The organism is Psychrosphaera algicola (assembly GCF_028401425.1).
Lineage (GTDB): Bacteria > Pseudomonadota > Gammaproteobacteria > Enterobacterales > Alteromonadaceae > Psychrosphaera > Psychrosphaera algicola.
Map to the genome: position 1 here is coordinate 388,958 of NZ_JAQOMS010000002.1, position 18,700 is coordinate 407,657.

General features: G+C 39.6%; 11 protein-coding genes and 6 pseudogenes. 12 read left to right on the forward strand and 5 right to left on the reverse strand.

Features of this window, described 5'->3' with window-relative positions; genetic code table 11:
• Positions 1-119 precede the first annotated feature (119 nt).
• The 11 genes and pseudogenes from PN838_RS02090 to PN838_RS02130 all read left to right on the forward strand — a co-directional run bounded on the left by PN838_RS02090 (position 120) and on the right by PN838_RS02130 (position 12,323).
• A complete protein-coding gene (locus tag PN838_RS02090) occupies positions 120-344 on the forward strand; it encodes a hypothetical protein (protein ID WP_272179625.1) in 225 nt (74 codons plus the stop codon).
• Positions 331-1,401: a TolC family protein gene (locus PN838_RS02095; protein ID WP_272179626.1), complete on the forward strand. Its 1,071-nt coding sequence runs from the start codon at positions 331-333 to the stop codon at positions 1,399-1,401. Before PN838_RS02090 ends, PN838_RS02095 begins: the two co-directional genes overlap by 14 nt.
• Positions 1,311-1,703: a TolC family protein gene (locus tag PN838_RS02100; protein WP_272179627.1), complete on the forward strand. Its 393-nt coding sequence runs from the start codon at positions 1,311-1,313 to the stop codon at positions 1,701-1,703. The genes PN838_RS02095 and PN838_RS02100 overlap by 91 nt, the downstream gene beginning before the upstream one ends.
• Positions 1,703-3,499, forward strand: a pseudogene (locus PN838_RS27805) (efflux RND transporter periplasmic adaptor subunit). Before PN838_RS02100 ends, PN838_RS27805 begins: the two are co-directional and overlap by 1 nt.
• A gap of 11 nt (positions 3,500-3,510) precedes the next feature.
• Positions 3,511-3,744 (forward strand): efflux RND transporter permease subunit, encoded by a 234-nt coding sequence (locus PN838_RS26910; protein WP_370661001.1) that lies wholly within the window; start codon positions 3,511-3,513, stop codon positions 3,742-3,744.
• A gap of 10 nt (positions 3,745-3,754) precedes the next feature.
• Positions 3,755-5,462, forward strand: a pseudogene (locus PN838_RS26915) (efflux RND transporter permease subunit).
• A gap of 38 nt (positions 5,463-5,500) precedes the next feature.
• Positions 5,501-6,613, forward strand: a complete 1,113-nt coding sequence (locus PN838_RS26920; RefSeq protein WP_370661083.1) for an efflux RND transporter permease subunit — start codon at positions 5,501-5,503, stop codon at positions 6,611-6,613.
• A 31-nt stretch (positions 6,614-6,644) separates the two neighbouring features.
• On the forward strand, positions 6,645-7,373 hold the full coding sequence (locus PN838_RS02115; protein WP_272179628.1) for a PepSY-associated transmembrane domain-containing protein: 729 nt from the start codon (positions 6,645-6,647) through the stop codon (positions 7,371-7,373).
• A 14-nt stretch (positions 7,374-7,387) separates the two neighbouring features.
• Positions 7,388-9,214, forward strand: coding sequence for a 2Fe-2S iron-sulfur cluster-binding protein (locus PN838_RS02120; protein WP_272179629.1), 1,827 nt, complete (start codon positions 7,388-7,390; stop codon positions 9,212-9,214).
• A 184-nt stretch (positions 9,215-9,398) separates the two neighbouring features.
• Positions 9,399-9,782 (forward strand): annotated as a pseudogene (locus PN838_RS02125) (MerR family transcriptional regulator); the annotation flags it as partial.
• Between the two features lie 274 nt (positions 9,783-10,056).
• Positions 10,057-12,323 (forward strand): annotated as a pseudogene (locus PN838_RS02130) (heavy metal translocating P-type ATPase).
• 223 nt (positions 12,324-12,546) lie between these two features.
• Here PN838_RS02130 and fghA read toward each other — a convergent pair.
• Positions 12,547-13,388, reverse strand: a pseudogene (gene fghA / locus PN838_RS02135) (S-formylglutathione hydrolase).
• 151 nt (positions 13,389-13,539) lie between these two features.
• A pseudogene (locus PN838_RS02140) lies at positions 13,540-14,669 on the reverse strand (S-(hydroxymethyl)glutathione dehydrogenase/class III alcohol dehydrogenase).
• A 360-nt stretch (positions 14,670-15,029) separates the two neighbouring features.
• Here PN838_RS02140 and PN838_RS02145 point away from each other — a divergent pair.
• Positions 15,030-15,896: a LysR family transcriptional regulator gene (locus PN838_RS02145; protein WP_215962892.1), complete on the forward strand. Its 867-nt coding sequence runs from the start codon at positions 15,030-15,032 to the stop codon at positions 15,894-15,896.
• Here the strand turns inward: PN838_RS02145 and PN838_RS02150 are convergent.
• The 3 genes from PN838_RS02150 to PN838_RS02160 all read right to left on the reverse strand — a co-directional run bounded on the left by PN838_RS02150 (position 15,889) and on the right by PN838_RS02160 (position 18,664).
• Positions 15,889-17,562: a Gldg family protein gene (locus PN838_RS02150; protein WP_272179630.1), complete on the reverse strand. Its 1,674-nt coding sequence runs from the start codon at positions 17,560-17,562 to the stop codon at positions 15,889-15,891. The two genes, PN838_RS02145 and PN838_RS02150, sit on opposite strands and share 8 nt — an antisense overlap.
• Positions 17,563-18,162 carry an ABC transporter permease gene (locus PN838_RS02155; protein ID WP_272179631.1) on the reverse strand — a complete coding sequence of 200 codons (600 nt, stop codon included), beginning with the start codon at positions 18,160-18,162 and terminating at the stop codon, positions 17,563-17,565.
• Between the two features lie 106 nt (positions 18,163-18,268).
• On the reverse strand, positions 18,269-18,664 hold the full coding sequence (locus PN838_RS02160) for an ATP-binding cassette domain-containing protein (protein WP_272179632.1): 396 nt from the start codon (positions 18,662-18,664) through the stop codon (positions 18,269-18,271).
• Positions 18,665-18,700 lie beyond the last annotated feature (36 nt).

The following is an 18,700-nucleotide window of genomic DNA, read 5'->3' on the forward strand; positions in this document are numbered from 1 at the left end:
CCACAGGACAAGTGCATCTTAATTTTGGTGCACATACATAACTCTCTCAAAACCAAAAAGTTAGAACGACTTAGTCTATTTATTTGTCTAACGCCGTTTTCATTTAAAGATGGTAAAGCATGTATTTACAAACAAAAGAACTAATTGCCATGCTGGTATTTTTCGTCGCAGGCGCGATTTTGGCAGCAATGGCTAATGCAATGGCTAATGCAATGAACAAAATTGAGCCTCTTATTCACCCAGAGAAAAAGCGCCAAGTTTATAAAAACCTAGTTGTGGATGCTGTAAAAAATGGGGCTTGCATATTGACCACTACGAGGAGCAGTTTTGATGGCTCAACTTAATTTTCGTAATGCTACCTTAATCGGAGCGGTATTAATTTCTACTATGTCTAATTCGGTGACGGCGAATCCTGTTATTTCGTTAGACGACGTAATAATTCAAGCCATTACAAATGACCCTTGGGTGAATGGCAATAACCAAAAATACCGAGCGACATTAGCAAGAAGTTCTGCCGTCGCCACGATGTCTGATCCGCTTGTGTCAGTTAGTTTAATGAATGTACCTGTCGATTCTATGGATTTTAATCAAGAGAACATGACGCAGTTAAAAGTTGGTGTATCGCAATTGCTGCCAAGAGGAAACGTACTCGACATTAAACAAGCGAAACTGACTACAAGTGCGCAAAAATATCCGTTGATGCAAGAAGAACGAAAAGCCCAACTAACGCTAAATGTGACACATATTTGGTTAGACATTTATTTGGCCCAAAAGACCATTAACCTTATAACTCGTGACAAAACCTTATTTGAACAAACTGCAGATGTTGCTAGAGCGAGTTATTCTAGTACCGTAGGAAAAACCCGACAACAAGATGTTATTCGTTCACAACTTGAGCTTATCCAATTAGACGACAGATTAACGGTAGAGTATCAAAAGCTTGAATCCGCTATCGCAAGGCTTAATGAATGGTTGCATGTTTTTCAAGACGGTTTACATGACAATAGACCTAATTTTGACGCAATAGCAACAGACATCAAAGTAACTGATTCATTGCCATCAATACCTTTGAGAAGCAATATTTTGTCTAAAAATAAACTATTGTCTAGAAATTCATTAGCTCAACTTGTTTCAAATCATCCCACAGTACGTCTAATCGATGTTGACCAAAAAGTGGCATTAAAAGATGTTGAAATAGCGAAAGAACAATACAAACCACAATGGGGTATCAATGCGTCTTATGCGTATAGAGACGCTATGGAAAATGGTGATGATAGGGCAGATTTTTTTCCATTGGGGTTACTTTTGATGTGCCATTATTTACCAATAAACGACAAGATAAACTTGTATCTGCATCTATTTCCGACGCAGCGTCCATTAGAACGGACCACCTTTTATTAACAAAAAGCCTAATTACACAAATTGAAAAAGAATATAGAAACTTACAACGCCTTACCCAGCGACAGCAACTGTATATAACGCAACTAATAACCCAAAGTCATGAGCAAGCAGAGGCCTCGTTAACAGCTTATACCAATGACGACGGTGATTTCTCTGAAGTTATTCGCGCTCGTATCGCTGAACTTAATACACAAATATCGGCACTTAACATTGATATCAATTTGCTAAAAGCAACGGCTCGAATTAACTATCTAACGACGCAATCGCTACTGCCATATTATCCAGACGGATGGACTAAATAATGACTATTACACAAAAATTTGTCGCAACAATAATAGCTAGCACGATTTTAGGTGCAGTGTTAACCGTAATTAGTGCACCTACTTTACAACTGCTTGGCTTTAATCTATTCCCCAACAACGGTGCTGCAAATAGTACAGATGAGTCAGCAAGTAAGAAGCCACTTTATTGGGTAGCACCTATGGATTCAAATTACCGTAGAGATAAACCGGGTAAGTCACCAATGGGAATGGATCTGGTTCCGGTTTATGCCGAGAGCAAGCAACAGGGAACCGCTGGACAGGTGACAATTGCGTCTCACGTTATCAATAATATGGGCGTTAGGACGGCAAAAGTCGTTCGCGGTGAAATGATGACCGAAATCTCTACGGTTGGATATGTACAATATGACGAAGATCAATTGGTTCATATTCATCCCCGCGTAGAGGGATGGATAGAAAAATTGTTTGTCAAAGCCGCAGGGAATCCCGTTGAAAAAGGCCAACCTTTATATACGCTTTATGCGCCACAATTAGTTAACGCTCAAGAAGAGTTTTTAATCGCGTTAAAGCGCAATAATAAAACACTAATCATCGCAGCGCGAGAACGTCTACAGGCATTGCAACTGTCAGATGCGTTTATTCTTAACTTAGAAAAAAGTCAAAAGGTGGTTCAAAACATCACTTTTATCGCACCTCAATCAGGCGTAATAGATGGGCTTAAAATTCGCGAAGGATTTTTTGTAAAGCTAGAGCACAACGTTAATGAGTATTGGACAGCTTGACCAAGTTTGGGTTGAAGCCGAAGTCTTCGAACGAGACGCCGCATTGGTGCGAGCCGGATTAGATGTATCAATGACGTTAGATTACCTGCCAAGTAAAACGTGGTCAGGAATTGTTGACTATGTTTATCCAACTTTAAACCCTACAACTCGTACTCTACGAGTCAGATTAAAGTTTGAGAATCCGGACCACAAATTAAAGCCTAACATGTTCGCGCAAGTCTTAATTCACGCCACTGGTATTACAAATACGTTAATGGTACCAAAAGAATCTGTTATAAGAACGGGTAAACAAGATAGAGTTGTTTTAGCGTTAGGCGATGGTCAATTTAAGTCTATCGAGGTCGTCATAGGTCGTGTTTCAAATGATTACATTGAAATCAAACGTGGCTTAAATGATCAAGACCGAGTCGTTGTTTCTGCCCAGTTTTTGATTGATTCAGAATCAAGTAAAAGTTCAGACTTCCTCAGAATGAGTCCAACGGTTCGCAGTGAAACTGTATTTGCTACGGGCGTTGTAAACAGTCTGATGCAAGAACATCGTATGATAAATATCACACATGAGCCCGTAGAGGAATGGCAATGGCCTGAGATGACAATGGATTTCATTGTAGCCAATGAGGTCGATTTATCTGACGTTCGAGTTGGTCAAACACTACATTTTGAAATGACAAAACTGCCCAACGACGAAATTAACATTACTGTTATTCATATTAGTGACGAAGGTGATAATTCAGCAAAGGATTCACCTAATTACCCAACGGCAACTGTGGGCGGCATTATTAACAGCGTTGACAAAAAAATAGGATCGTAAACATAAGTCGAGAAGCCATAACCAAATGGCAAAGAGACGCAGCAACTTTGGATTTTGAAATTGAAGAAAATTTATCATTAGACAAATTTGTGGAAGGTAATCCTGTGACATTTACTTTTGAAGTTAGAGATGAGTTAACAGTGATTGCGATAAAAGTAAATGATAACCCCGCGATAAAACCTAAAGACAAGGTCGAACCAATGTCTATGCATGACGGCCATTAGGAGACTATTTAATGATTGAAGCAATTATCAGATGGTCAATTCAAAACCGCTTTTTTGTTATTTTAGCCACAATAATAATCGTTGGTGCCGGATTATATTCCGTCAAAAATACACCTGTAGATGCATTACCTGATTTATCAGATGTACAGGTGATCATTAAAACCAATTATCCAGGTAAGGCACCACAGGTTGTTCAAGACCAAGTAACCTATCCATTAACCACGGCAATGTTATCTGTGCCTTAGCGCTGTAACCGTGCGTGGTTATTCATTTTTTGGCGATTCATTTGTCTATGTCATATTTGACGAATCTACCGATTTATACTGGGCTCGCAGCCGAGTGTTAGAGTATTTGAGTCAAGTTACACCTTCATTACCACCAAGTGCACGTCCGCAATTAGGACCCGACGCTACCGGCGTTGGCTGGGTATATTTGTATTCATTAATTGATAAAACCGGGAAACACGACATTAGCCAATTACGTAGCTTGCAAGATTGGTTTTTAAAATATGAATTACAAACAGTGGCTGGGGTGTCAGAAGTCGCCGCAATTGGTGGCATGGTTAAACAGTACCAAGTCCAAATTGATCCAGATAAACTTAGAGCTTACGGTGTACCACTAAACCATATAAAAACCGCTCTACAACGCGGTAATCAAGAAACCGGCGCTTCTGTCGTCGAAATGGCCGAAGCTGAATATATGGTTACCGCGTCTGGTTACATTAAGAATATTCAAGACATTGAAGCAATTCCACTTGGTGTTAATAAACAAGGAACACCATTAACCATTGGTGACTTAGCCCAGGTAAGTTTAGGGCCACAAATGCGCCGAGGTATTGCCGAGTTAAATGGTGAAGGCGAAGTTGTTGGTGGGATTGTTGTTATGCGATTTGGCGAAAACGCACAGCAAACGATTGAAGGTGTTAAAGCAAAACTTAAACAACTCAAAAGGGACTTCCTAAAGGCGTCGAAATTGTCACGGTTTACGACCGTTCAGGACTTATTGACGATGCTGTAGAAAACTTATGGACAAAATTGTTAGAAGAATTTGCTGTTGTTGCATTAGTTTGTATGGTCTTTTTATTCCACTTACGATCGTCATTGGTTGCTATCATCAGCTTGCCAGTGGGTATCCTAACGGCATTTATCATCATGCATTTGCAAGGGATCAATGCCAATATCATGTCATTAGGTGGTATTGCAATAGCTATAGGTGCAATGATAGACGGCGCAATTGTCATGATTGAAAATATGCATAAACATATGGAGAAAACACCGCTAACAGACAAGAATCGCTGGCAGATCGTAGCTCAATCGGCAAGTGAAGTTGGCCCTGCGTTGTTTTTTCACTGTTGATCATAACGGTTTCGTTTTTACCGGTATTTACGTTAGAAGCCCAAGAGGGAAAAATGTTTTCTCCATTGGCGTTTACTAAAACGTACGCAATGGCTGCATCAGCGGCCCTCGCTATAACTTTAGTACCTGTTTTAATGGGGTATTTTATTAGAGGTAAAGTATTAGCTGAGCATAAAAACCCAATAAACAGATTGTTGACGGCAGTATACTTACCGACATTAAATAAGGTTTTAACTTATCCAAAGTCGACTATTGTTGCGGCATTTTTAGTAACCGTAGCTGGTTTTTGGCCAATAAGTAAAATAGGTAGTGAGTTTATTCCGCCCTTAGATGAAGGCGATTTAATGTATATGCCCACAACATACCCAGGTATTTCAATTGGTAAAGCCCGTGAATTATTACAACAAACGGACAAGTTGATTAAAACCGTTCCAGAAGTAGAAACTGTATTTGGCAAAGTAGGGCGTGCTGAAACGGCTACCGATCCCGCGCCATTAACTATGATTGAGACCATAATTCAGTTTAAACCACGGGAGCAGTGGCGTGACGGTGTCACAACTGAGAGCCTCAAGAAAGAATTTAATAATTTAGTTCAATTTATAGGTTAACCAATGCCTAGGTAATGCCGATAAAAACTCGAATAGACATGTTAGCTACAGGCATTAAAACGCCTGTCGGGATTAAGATTGCTGGACCTAAATTAAAAGATATTGAAGAAATAGGGAAATCGTTGGAAAAAATATTGATGACTGTACCTGGTACTTCGTCTGTTTACTCCGAGCGAGTCGCCGGTGGCCGTTATCTTAAAGTCGACATTCAACGTAAAAAAGCAGCGCGCTATGGTTTAAATATCGCCGATGTACAACAAGTTGTAGCCTCTGCGATTGGTGGTATGAATGTTACGCAAACAGTTGAAGGTCAAGAACGATACCCGGTTAATTTACGTTACCCACAGGACTATCGAGACTCACCTGAAAAACTTTCACGATTACCAATAGTTACACCGGATGGGATGCGTATTTCATTAGCGGATGTCGCTAATGTTTTGATTGAAGATGGTCCGCCGGGAATTAAAAGTGAGAATGCCAGAATAAACGGTTGGGTGTTTGTCGATATAGAAGGGGCGGATATCGGCACTTATGTGCAAGAAGCACAACGAGTCGTCTCGGAGCAATTAAAAATAAAATCAGGTTATTCTATCGCTTGGGCTGGGCAATATGAATATATGTTGCGGGCTAAAGAAAAGCTAACTTTTGTAGTGCCATTAACATTAGCGATAATTGTAATATTGTTGTACCTCAATTTTAGAAACGTTGCGGAAGTATTCATTATTATGGGGACTTTGCCATTGGCTATGGTAGGCAGTATTTGGTTAATGTACTTACAAGGCTTTAATTTTTCAGTGGCAGTTGGTGTCGGCTTTATCGCATTGGCCGGTGTTGCTGTGGAGATCGGGGTGATCATGTTAGTTTACTTAAATCAGGCAATTTACTCGATGTATCAAACATTGCTAAAGGAAAATAAACCGGTGACTAAAGCGGATATACAGAGTGCCATTATAGAAGGTGCTGGTATGCGGGTAAGACCTGTAATGATGACTGCCGCGGCAATAATTGTCGGTTTGCTACCTATTTTGTATGGCACAGGCGTTGGTTCTGAAGTGATGAGTCGAATTGCTGCTCCTATGGTAGGTGGCATGGCAAGCGCGGTAATGTTGACTCTCGTGGTATTACCGGCTGTTTTTATCTTAAGGAAGTAACAAAGTTAACGGTCGGAAATAAGGAAACGTAATGAAAGGAAAGTTCATGATCCGAAGTATTCGAAAATACCACAAATGGCTTATGGCGTTTGTTGGTGTGCAGTTTCTATTTTGGTCTTTGACTGGCCTATATATGGTGAGTTTTGATATCCACTATATTCATGGCGAAACCTTAGTTAAAGAGAATGAAGCGTCGATAGCGTTATCACAGGTAACGTACCCAATAAGCGACCTTTTAGCGCAATATCCAAAGGCTGAGTCGATTTCGTTGACGACTTTAATCGACCGGCCGGTTTATCTGTTTTCAGAGCCAAAAAGCAAACCTAGCTGGCGGTTGGTAGATGCTAAAACAGGGCTTATATTACCGGTAATCGACAAAATGATGGCAATTCATATCGCTGAAAGTAAATATAGCGGCAATAGTGAAATAAAATCAATAAGGCTTCTGAGTGAGTCTACAGACGTACCTCCTGAATTATCTTCTCGTTATATTCCTGTTTGGAAAATAGATTATGATCAGTTTTCCTCACCGACGCTATACATTAGTAAGGAGTCGGGCAAGTTAGTCACTAAAAGACATGATTTTTGGCGATTATTTGACTGGATGTGGCGCTTCCATATTATGGATTATGATGATGGAGAAAACGTCGCTAATTGGTTCTTATTATTAGTGGCTTCTCTTGGGATTTTGGCAGCATTTGCAGGAGCAGTGCTTACTTATATTCGCGTATTTAAACCCAATTACAATGAGGTTAAATAACGAATATGTATAAATTGAGTAAAACAGTTCACAAATGGGCATCGTTATTTGTAGGTATTCAATTACTCATTTGGTTAGCAACGGGTCTCTATTTTAATTTGATGGACCACGAAAAAGCCACGGGGAACAACAATCGCCAACATGTTAGTCAAATTGGGAACCATCAAGACTTTGTGTTTAAGCCGATAAAATCATTGGGATTACCCGTGCCGAAAGCGCTCAATCTAGTTTGGATCTTAGGTGAACCCTATTATCAATTAAAATATGAGCTACCAGCACATGCAGAAGCGCTACAGGATCAACTCGTTGTTCACGCGGTGACAGGCACGTCTTTTCAGTTAACAGAAAGGGATGCATTAAAAATTGCAAAGCAGTCATTCACAGGGACGGTAACTGAGCCAATAATAAGCTTTGTTCAACCGCCTATAGATAATTTGCCAAAACAAAAAACAGCTGTATGGAAAGTACAATTAGGTGATGTTGATAATACGGAAGTTTTTGTAAATGCCTACACAGGTGAGGTTGTTGGTCACTTTAATGACGATCGTCGATTACGTGACCTCATGTTTACTTTGCATTTTATGGACTATAACAATCAGGGAGTTTCAATAATTGGTGGATTATTCTATTTGGCGCGGCTACGTTTTTTGTCAATATCAGGACTGATTTGGTTGGTAGAGTTAGTTAAATCTCAACAGTTTAAAATTTCATTTTATAAAGAAAATAAGGCGGTCCAGTTACATTATTCAGATAACTCTAAAACTGAGACTCTCATCTTAAAGAGCAACGACACTGTATTGGAAAGTTTAGCGATTAAAGGTGTCTTTATACCATCTAGTTGTGGCGGTGGGGGAACCTGCGGTAAATGTAAGTTTATTGCAAATAAAGATGCATCTATATGGCCAGCGGATAGACAACAATTATCAAAGGAGGAATTAGAGCAGGGATACCGACTTTCGTGCCAACATAACGTTAGTGAATTAGAGAATATTACGTTGGCTAAACAATTAAATGCAAAACACATTTACCTGACTTTAGTTTCTAGTGAATTTGTTACGCCATTTATAAAAGAACTTAAATTTGAACCTACTTCAAATGCGGTTTTAAACTATAGAGCTGGGGCGTATATGCAACTCCATATTCCTGCTAGCCAATATGAAGCGACGTTTGACGATATACCAGAGGGTTATCAATCGTTTTGGAAAGGTATGGCAAGCCAAACATTACAACACGACAAAACCGTTAGAAGTTATTCAATTGTCAACTTTGATACTGAAACTCATCAGTTAACATTTGCTGTTCGGTGGCAAGTTCCGGTAAATAAAATTGGCGAGGTAGGGATTGGTTCAAGCTATTTATGTTCACTCTCGCTTGGCGATACTATCGAAGCAACGGGGCCTTTTAGTGAATTTTACGCTCGTCCAAACTCACTAAACAGACGTGTTTTTATTGGTGCAGGTTCTGGTATGGCTCCGCTGAGGGCAATTATTTTTGAACAGTTTAATAAGTATGACGTTAGCAACCCAACACTTTTTATTTTTGGCGCACGAACTGAAAAGGATTTGCTTTACAAAGATGAATTTCAAAAATTAGAGTCAACTAATAGCAGCTTTAATTATGTCCCTGTTTTATCGCAGCCGAGTTCAAACTGGCAAGGTCGCGAAGGCTACGTTCAAGACATATTGGAAGATTACATTAATCAAGACGACCCCCTTACCGACATTGAATTTTATTTGTGCGGCCCTGCTGCAATGATGATTGAAGTAGAAAATAAACTGCATTTGTTGGGTATCGATAGTCTAAATATATTTAAAGATGACTTTAGTCGTAACTCAAAATAATTGAAGGCTCCCTAACATCGATGTGGCCTGCTTTAGGCCCGTTGTATATCTAATATATGGCTCTTAAGCGATTAACTTAGCTTTCGAACATACGGGTTAATAATTCTAAAACAAGGTTGACCTGTGTCTAACTCACAGGTTTAAACTGACCATATTAATTGTATAACCACCAAAGGATATGCTGATGAAAGTATCTGAACTCGCCAGTTTGTTAAACATTTCTGCTGATACTGTACGTTTTTATACGAGAGAAAAATTGCTTAAGCCTACTAAAAGTAGCAATGGCTATAAATACTATTCCCCTCAAGATGTATCTCAGCTCAAATTCATACTTAGTGCTCGTAGTTTGGGCTTTACGATTTCAGACATAAAAAACATTTTAATTGAGGCAAAGCAGGGTAAAACCGCGTGTCCTATGGTTCGAGAAATAATTAAACAACGGTTAGCAGAAACAGAAAAACAGTTCCAAGCGATGTTAGCGCTACGACAGAAAATGACGGATACGCTGTCTTTATGGGAAGAAATGGACGACCGGTGTCCTACATCTGATATGGTCTGTCATTTGATTGGACATGCTGGCATGAGTAAACCTGAGGAAGTTACATTAGCTGGTATTGAAACTTCTAATCACAATAGCAGTCCTCAAAAGACAGGACCAAAAACGTTAGGAGGCGAGACTCATGACAAAGAATAGCTCAACGATAAGTGAACTTGCAAATTCAAAAGAACAGTTAAATCCAGCCCAAAGTAGCTGCTGTAAAGCTAAACAATTGCCTGAAGAAAAGGATAGTCAACGCAATATCGGCACTGAATCTAAATCTGAAGCACAACCTCAAAATCAGATGGAAATTATATTACTCATTGAAGGCGCTTCTTGTTCGAGTTGTGTATTAAAAATCGAAAAAGCTTTGCGAACGGTTAAAAATGTATCGTCGGCGGAAATGAATTTTGGCGACAGGACGGTTGTTGTCGTTGCCAACGTCGAAAATAATAGTAAAAAAGCTATCGTAACAAAACTCCAAAATGCAGTGGATATAGCGGGGTATAAAGCAACTATCGTTAACGACAATGTTAGTGAGGAAGCCGAGGAAGAAAAACAAAAGCTTGATGAATTACAATACAAAAAGTTAATAAAAAATACCGTTACGGCTTTGTCACTTGGTATTCCTCTTATGATATACGGCATGTTTATTGGCGAGATGACCGTCGTAACAAACAACGAACGCGCGGTCTGGGGCACCATTGGTTTATTGACCTTGGCTATTATGTATTTATCCGGAGGCCATTTTTATAGCAGTGCTTGGAAAAGTTTTAAAAATCATTCTGCCAATATGGATACCTTAGTTGCATTAGGAACAGGTACTGCGTGGCTCTATTCTATGGTAGTTGTTCTATCGCCAATGATGGTTCCAGAAATGGCTCGTCATGTGTATTTCGAAGCTACGGCGATGATCATAGGGCTTATTAATTTGGGACTTTCGCTTGAATTTACAGCTCGTGGTAAAACATCTGAAGCGATTAAACGGCTTATTGGTTTACAGCCCAAAACAGCGATTGTTGTTAGGGACAACGAAGAGGTTACGATTGCAATTGAACAAGTGGTAATTAACGATATTGTGAAAGTACGACCGGGTGAAAAAATACCAGTTGATGGACATGTTATATCTGGCGCTTCAACGGTTGATGAAGCCATGTTAACCGGTGAACCTATGCCTGTTGAAAAAACACAGGCGACAAAGTAATCGCTGGCACCATAAATAAAACCGGTATGTTCTTATTTAAGGCGAACAAAGTAGGTAAAGACACCGCATTAGCTAATATCATTACCTTAGTTAAAAAAGCCCAAAACTCTAAGTTGCCAATCGCTAAATTTGCAGATGTCATATCCGCATACTTTGTCCCTATTGTACTAATTATCGCGGTCTGTAGTGCATTGGTATGGCTCAACTTTGGACCTGAACCCACTATCGCTTTTGCATTGGTGTCCGCAACGACCGTGCTAATTATTGCGTGTCCGTGTGCACTCGGCTTAGCAACACCGATGTCTGTTATGGTAGGTGTTGGTAAAGCTGCTGAAGCCGGCATATTGATCCGTAACGGCGATGCGCTGCAATCGGCATCAAAGATTACCACTATGGTGCTTGATAAAACAGGCACTATTACAGAAGGTTCACCAAAGGTGACCGACATCCATGTTGTAAATCTAATGTCAGAAAACGACATATTATCTCTGGCCGCGAGTTTAGAGTCTGGCTCTGAACATCCATTAGCTCAGGCAATTGTAGAAAGTGCAAAAGAACGTAATTTACCGTTGGTCAAAATAACGCAGTTTTCTTCAAAAACAGGGAAGGGTGTTGAAGCTCATTGTGATAATAAATTGCTATCGTTTGGCAATGCTAGGCTTATGGCCGACAGTGGCATTCAAATTGATGAATATACAGATTTAACAAAAAGCTTTGCCCTACAAGCAAAAACGCCTATGTTTTTTGCTGTTGATAATAAACTAGCCGCGATTATCGCCGTGGCCGACCCAATCAAATCGGATTCAAAGCCAGCCATTCTACGATTACAACAACTTGGTATTAACGTCGTTATGTTGACTGGTGATAATTATGACACGGCAAAAGCAATTGCAAAATCAGTCGGGGTAGACGATTTTAAAGCGGAAGTATTACCAGAGGAAAAAGCGCTTTATGTTAAACATCTTCAATCTGATCATCAAATCGTAGCGATGACTGGTGATGGAATAAATGACGCCCCCGCATTGGCGCAAGCTGATGTTGGTTTTGCGATTGGGACCGGCACAGACGTCGCTATTGAAAGTGCCGATATCACACTCATTAGAGGTTCACTCCATGGGTTAGTTGATGGTATTGCCGTAAGTCGAGCAACGATTAGAAACATCAAACAAAACCTTGTGGGGGCCTTTATATACAATATTATCGGGATCCCAGTGGCCGCAGGCGTACTTTATCCATTAACTGGAATGTTGCTAAACCCAGTCGTCGCGGGCGCTGCGATGGCTTTATCGTCAGTAACGGTGGTGTCGAACGCTAACCGATTGCGCTGGTTAAAAATCAATTCTACTCATATGAGTCCAAAGCAATAATCAATTAGTTTTTGAGCTAACACGCTCTATATTTGCTTAAGTAATATTAACTAAGGATAAAATCAATGTTATTGATAAATTTAGTTGGAATCGGTTTAATCGCCTTCATTGTGTGGTGGTTTTGGTTGTATCAACCACCGAATAAATAACAAATATAAAAAAACGGGCTAATGATTTGCCCGTTTTTTTACATTTTTGTACATCTTAAATTGCGAGTAAGAACCTAACTTGTTGTTAAATGTATCGCGTGAAAGCGTAAGTGTTCTTCAATAAAACTCGCAATAAAAAAGTAACTATGATCGTAACCATCATGCTGAGTTAATTGAAGCGGATAACCACTTATTTGTGCTGCCGAAACGAGTGTTTCAGGCTTCAGCTGTTCATTTAAAAAATTATCTGCGTTTCCTTGATCAACTTTTGTAGGAACAAATTTGGTGGCAATTCGCATAAGTTCACTGGCATCATGCTTGCGCCATGCAACTTTGTCGTTACCTAAATATGCACTAAATGCTTTTTGACCCCAAGGGCAGTTCATAGGGTTACTAATAGGACTAAAGGCTGAAACCGACGTGTATCGGTCAGGGTTTAACATTGATATCGTTAATGCCCCATGCCCACCCATAGAGTGTCCAGAGATCGCGCGTTTGTCCGTTACCGGAAATGTTGTTTCAATTAGAGCTGGCAACTCATCAACAATGTAGTCATACATTTTGTAATGTTTATCCTAGGGGATTGCGTCGCATTTACATAAAACCCAGCGCCTTGACCTAAATCATAACCTTCATCGTTAGCAACATTATCGCCACGAGGGCTGGTATCTGGCGCAACTATAGCAATGCCTAGTTCTTCAGCAATACGTTGAGCACCGGCTTTTTGCATAAAATTTTCATCAGTGCAGGTTAATCCAGATAACCAATATAAAACAGGCACAGGCTGACCGCTAGTTGCCTGCGGTGGTAGATAAATAGCAAATTGCATTTCGCAATTAAGTACGTTGGACTTGTGTCGATACTGTTTGTGCCAGCCATTAAAACTCTTAGTTGCACTAATATTTTCAATTGTCATGTTTTTGCCCTAACTGCCTAATTTGAACTTCACAAACCAATACGACCTAACTCACTAATTTAAAAGCGACAATAAGTTTGTGTTTTATAGTCAATAAAAAGATGTAATTTAAGGTGACTGCTCAACATAAAGCAGCCACTAAAATCATTTACTATTTATCAAAGTGAATAACAGTGCGAATACTTTTGCCTTCATGCATAAGGTCAAATGCCGAGTTAATATCCTGTAAAGGCATAGTATGTGTAATAAAATCGCTAAGCTTAAATTCGCCTTGTAGGTAACGTTCTACGTAGTTTGGTAATTCAGTACGACCTTTAACGCCACCAAATGCAGTGCCGCGCCAAACTCGACCGGTCACTAATTGGAATGGACGAGTTGATATTTCTTGACCGGCACCTGCTACGCCAATAATCACCGATTCTCCCCAACCTTTATGACAACATTCAAGGGCAGAGCGCATAACATCAACATTACCAATACATTCAAACGAATAATCTACACCGCCATCAGTTAGCTCAACAATAACGTCTTGGATAGGCTTGTCATGCAATTTAGGATTAATACAATCTGTTGCTCCCAATTTTTTAGCCAATTCAAACTTGCTTTCATTGATGTCAATAACAATAATTCGGCTTGCCTTTGCCATCGTTGCACCGATTACTGCAGATAAACCGATGCCACCAAGGCCAAAGATTGCAACCGTGTCGCCTTCTTCTACTTTGGCTGTATTCATTACAGCGCCCATACCTGTTGTGACACCGCACCCCAATAAGCAAACTTCTTCTAGTGGTGCAGCTTTGTTGACCTTCGCCAATGATATTTCTGGTAAAACAGTATATTCAGAAAACGTTGAACAACCCATATAGTGGAAAATTGGCTGACCATCTTTATAAAAGCGGGTAGTACCATCCGGCATTAACCCTTGGCCCTGAGTGGTACGTATTTTTTGACATAGATTGGTTTTGCCAGAAGTACAAAATTTACACTCGCCACATTCAGGCGTATAAAGTGGAATGACATGATCGCCAACTTGCACGCTTGTAACACCTTCACCTACCTGTTCTACTATGCCACCACCTTCATGACCTAAAATTGCAGGAAAGATCCCTTCCGGATCTTCACCAGATAGGGTAAATGCGTCAGTATGACACACACCAGACGCAACAATTTTAACCAAAACTTCGCCTTTTTTGGCAACATGACGTCAACTTCTTCAATTGTCATTGGTTGGTTTGGACCCCAAGCAATTGCCGCCTTTGATTTAATAAATTGATCGGACATCATAATTCTCGCTTTTAATTAATATGTGTTTATTGCAATAGCCGAAACTAGCTAGATATCTACCAAGGTTTTGATTTATCTACAATTAGAGACAGAAATCTATGTTATTTAAGCTGACCTATGGCAGAACGTATTATTAACATTAATGGATCTGACTGCATTAAGTGAAGTAAGTCTAGTTCAGATTTTAGTTTGTGATAATAGGTCAAAATTACAAATCAGTTTTACCTATATGTAATAATCAATGGTATTTAAGGGGTAAGTGTTACATCATTACGACTATTATTTTTGTACTGCTAAATTAAATTTTATTACGGTTGAAGTCGTACTTTAACAAAAGGCATTTAAAGGTAGGTTTTAATGAATTGGGAAGGGATCAGTGAATTTGTATTTGTCGCTGAAAGTGAAAGCTTTACCTTAGCTTCAAAAAAGCTGGCTATTTCAACGGCTCAAGTAAGTCGTCAAATTAGCGCATTAGAACGTCGTTTAGACGTAAAACTGTTTTATCGAACCACTCGAAAAGTCGCTTTAACGGAAGAAGGGCGTATATTTTATCAACATTGTAGAAGCGTGCTTGACGGATTAGATGCGGCAGAACGTGCAATCACCAATTTGCAGTCGACACCTAAGGGAAAGATTAAAATGACTGCGCCAGTCACCTTTGGTGAGCAGTATATTTTACCTTTGTTAAACAACTTTATGGCACAACATAATGAAATCGAAATTAATGCGTATTTAAGTAATCACCAAATAGATTTAGTCGACGGTGGTTACGACTTAGCCATTCGAGTTGGAAACTTAGCTGACTCAACTATGATGGCTAAAAAACTTGGATCTAGAACAAACTATGTCTGTGCGTCACCTAGTTACATAACACAATTTGGCACACCGCATACGTTATCTGAGCTAAACAAACACAACTGTTTACTTGGCACGTTAGACAGTTGGCATTTTAAAGGAGATGGACGAGACCTAAATGTGCGAGTAAAAGGCAAGCTTAGATACAACAGTGGTTTTGGTCTAGTCGACGCGGCGCTCAAAGGGTTGGGCATCGTGCAACTACCAGATTATTACGTACAACAGTACTTAGAAAACGGTGAACTTGTTTCCTTGTTGGATAACCACCGGGTACCCGACGAGGGGATTTGGGCCCTTTACCCTCAAAACAGGCACCTATCACCGAAGATCCGCTTTTTAGTTGACTATTTAGCAGCAGAACTTAGTTAACTTTAGTCTTCATCCAGACCACTAGACCGAATAGGGCGATCAAAAACGGCAAGAAAAACAGTATCACGACGACTACCCGTTTTTGTTGACTGGTTAAATCAAGTCGCTCAACTTTTATTTGGTTTGAACTCATCAAGGTTTGATAGTCCAAATCGGCTAACCAATTAACAATGTTTAATCCCATTTTTGAATTACTGTATTGATTGATATAAACATTCGTCAAGAAGTCTGCATCGGTGAATACAATTAGCCGAGTATCTGATTTTGCTTTTAGTGTTACGCCATCGCCTGCATGTCGCCCTTTATGTTCTTCAAGGACGACATAAGACATTGGCACAGGCCCTAAGGTGTCGACGCCTGCATCATATTGAACTTCTAAATATCGATTTGTTTCCGCCCAACTTTGATCTTTAGAAGCTGTGGCGGCAATAACAGCAAGTTTAATGGTTGGACGACGACCATCAACTATTTTAATAGAACGAGGTCGAACGTAGAATGTGTAATCAAGATCAGCTGTGATGGCTTTATGATTTTGATAATTTTTAGTCGCAGGGCTGCCCACATCATTTCCTATATGATTGGTCAAGTCGACCACAACATCGGACTCTACATTAAGTCCCCACTGATTTATGATTTCATTAAGTGATGGATTTAGCTGTTGCTGCTCGTCGGTTAGCGGCTGATCTGGGGTTGTTACCAAAGAATGTTCAATCAAAAATAACGCATCACCACCATCTCTTAAGTAGTTGGTAATTAATGTTTGTTCCTGTGTAGTTAAGTATGTTTTTGGCCCCGCGATAATTAACACGTCACAGTCCGTTGGAATTTCAGGCTTGATACCTAACATTAGTGGATAACTTTGAATGTTGTTGTCGTCGAGTAGCTGCTTAAACGTCGACAAACCAATATTGCCTTGATTGGAAGTTGAATATTCTCCGTGCCCTTGGAGAAAATACACTTTTGCTGGCTCTCGAGTCACACGAGCGATTGCATTGGTTAGTTGTTCTTCTGTCAGCAAGTCTTTAGTAAAATCAACGTCCTGTCGTACGTTGTCGGACTGTACGATAACTTTCTGCTCGTCACTATTAACAACGTTACCAAAGGTTGCAGCAAATGAAATGTTTTCAATTGGGTCAATTATTTGAGTGGTAATAAAGCCATTGGACAATCGCTCGTAATTGTTAAATAAATCCTGTAGATATTTTGGCGGAGTCCCTACGTGCAACGCGGTTAACTCAACATTCTTATTTAGAGAACTGACCAATTTAATGGTATTACTAGTCATTGTATGCTGTTTACCAGCAGTGACGTCCCAAGGCGTTGGAAACTTTCCTGCAATGTAATGACTTATTCCTAAAAATCCCACGCTCGCTATTATTAACAAAACAATCAAAATAGGGGTGCGCCAGCGACCATAAAGGCTGTCTTGTGTTTTGTAACTGTTTTCTACGGTTTGCTCGTTTTTTGTGAATAGAAACCAAAATAAAACTACTGTGGATAAACAACCGATAAAAATTAAAAAACTTGCTAACGTCCATGACCAAAACGTGCTTTGTGCATTGATGTAAAACAGAGATAACCCTAAAGCGACCATCACTAGAGACATTGCCATCAAAATCGGCGAGATTGATTTAAATTTGCTTTTTAACACTTCCATGTTGTTCATTTAAGACCAGCTCCTATGATTTATACTGACACGGGTGAGGGTCAAACAAAGAACAATACCTGCAAGGTAATATACAAGGTCACCAATGGATATCATGCCAATTGCAAAGTTCTCAAGATGTGTACGGGTACTCAGTTGTATGACGAAGTTTTCAGCGGCTCCCGTAAAATACTTACTAAAGGTAACTGAAAAATAGAGCATAAATAAAATGATGTACGACAACATTGCAGCAATAATTTGATTGCGGGTCCAAGAAGAGGTTAATAGTCCGATAGCAATAAACAGTGCGCCTTCTAACCAAATTCCGAGATAACCGGAAAGCATGCTACTTGAATCAGGTTCACCAAAGTACTCAACGATAAAATAGTAACTTCCAGTTAGGCCAATTAATAGAGAGTAAAATAGTAAAACACTACAATATTTTCCTAGTACAATCATGCTCGGTGTTAAAGGCGCAGTTAATAAAAATTCCATCGTGCCATTTGCTTTTTCTTCAGCAAAACTTTTCATCGTTAACATTGGAATAATGAAAATAAACATAAATTCCATTACCTGAAACACATCTCTTAACGACACTTCTTTATTTTGGTCAATGATCATAAAAAACAAAATATTGAACAAGGACAAGCACGCAATAAGAATAATGTAGGCAATAGGACTGCTAAAGTAACTTCGCAATTCTTTTTGGTTAACGCATATATTTTATTCATTGTGTTTTATTATCTGCTATTGCTGACTTGGCACTAACGCCGTGAAAATCGATAAATATCTGCTCTAATGTAGCAACCTTGTTTAGGGGATTGTCACCTAAAGCACCTATACTTCCGCCTTTATAGTTTTGAAGCAGTGTTTCTAAAGGTTCGTCGATAACCAACTTACCTGTCTTAATCATTAAAATGCGCTCTGCTATTTGCTCAATTTCTGACAAAGTGTGAGTACTGAGCAATACGGTTCGTTGTTCACGTTGATTTTTAATTAACGACAAGACTTGTTGAATTTGAATCGGATCCAAACCACTCGTGGGTTCGTCTAAAATAAGTAATTTGGGGTCGTGGATAATAGCCTGCGCTATACCAACACGCTGTTTGTAACCCTTAGACAAGGTTGATATGGTTTTTTTGCAACCTCTTGTAAGTTA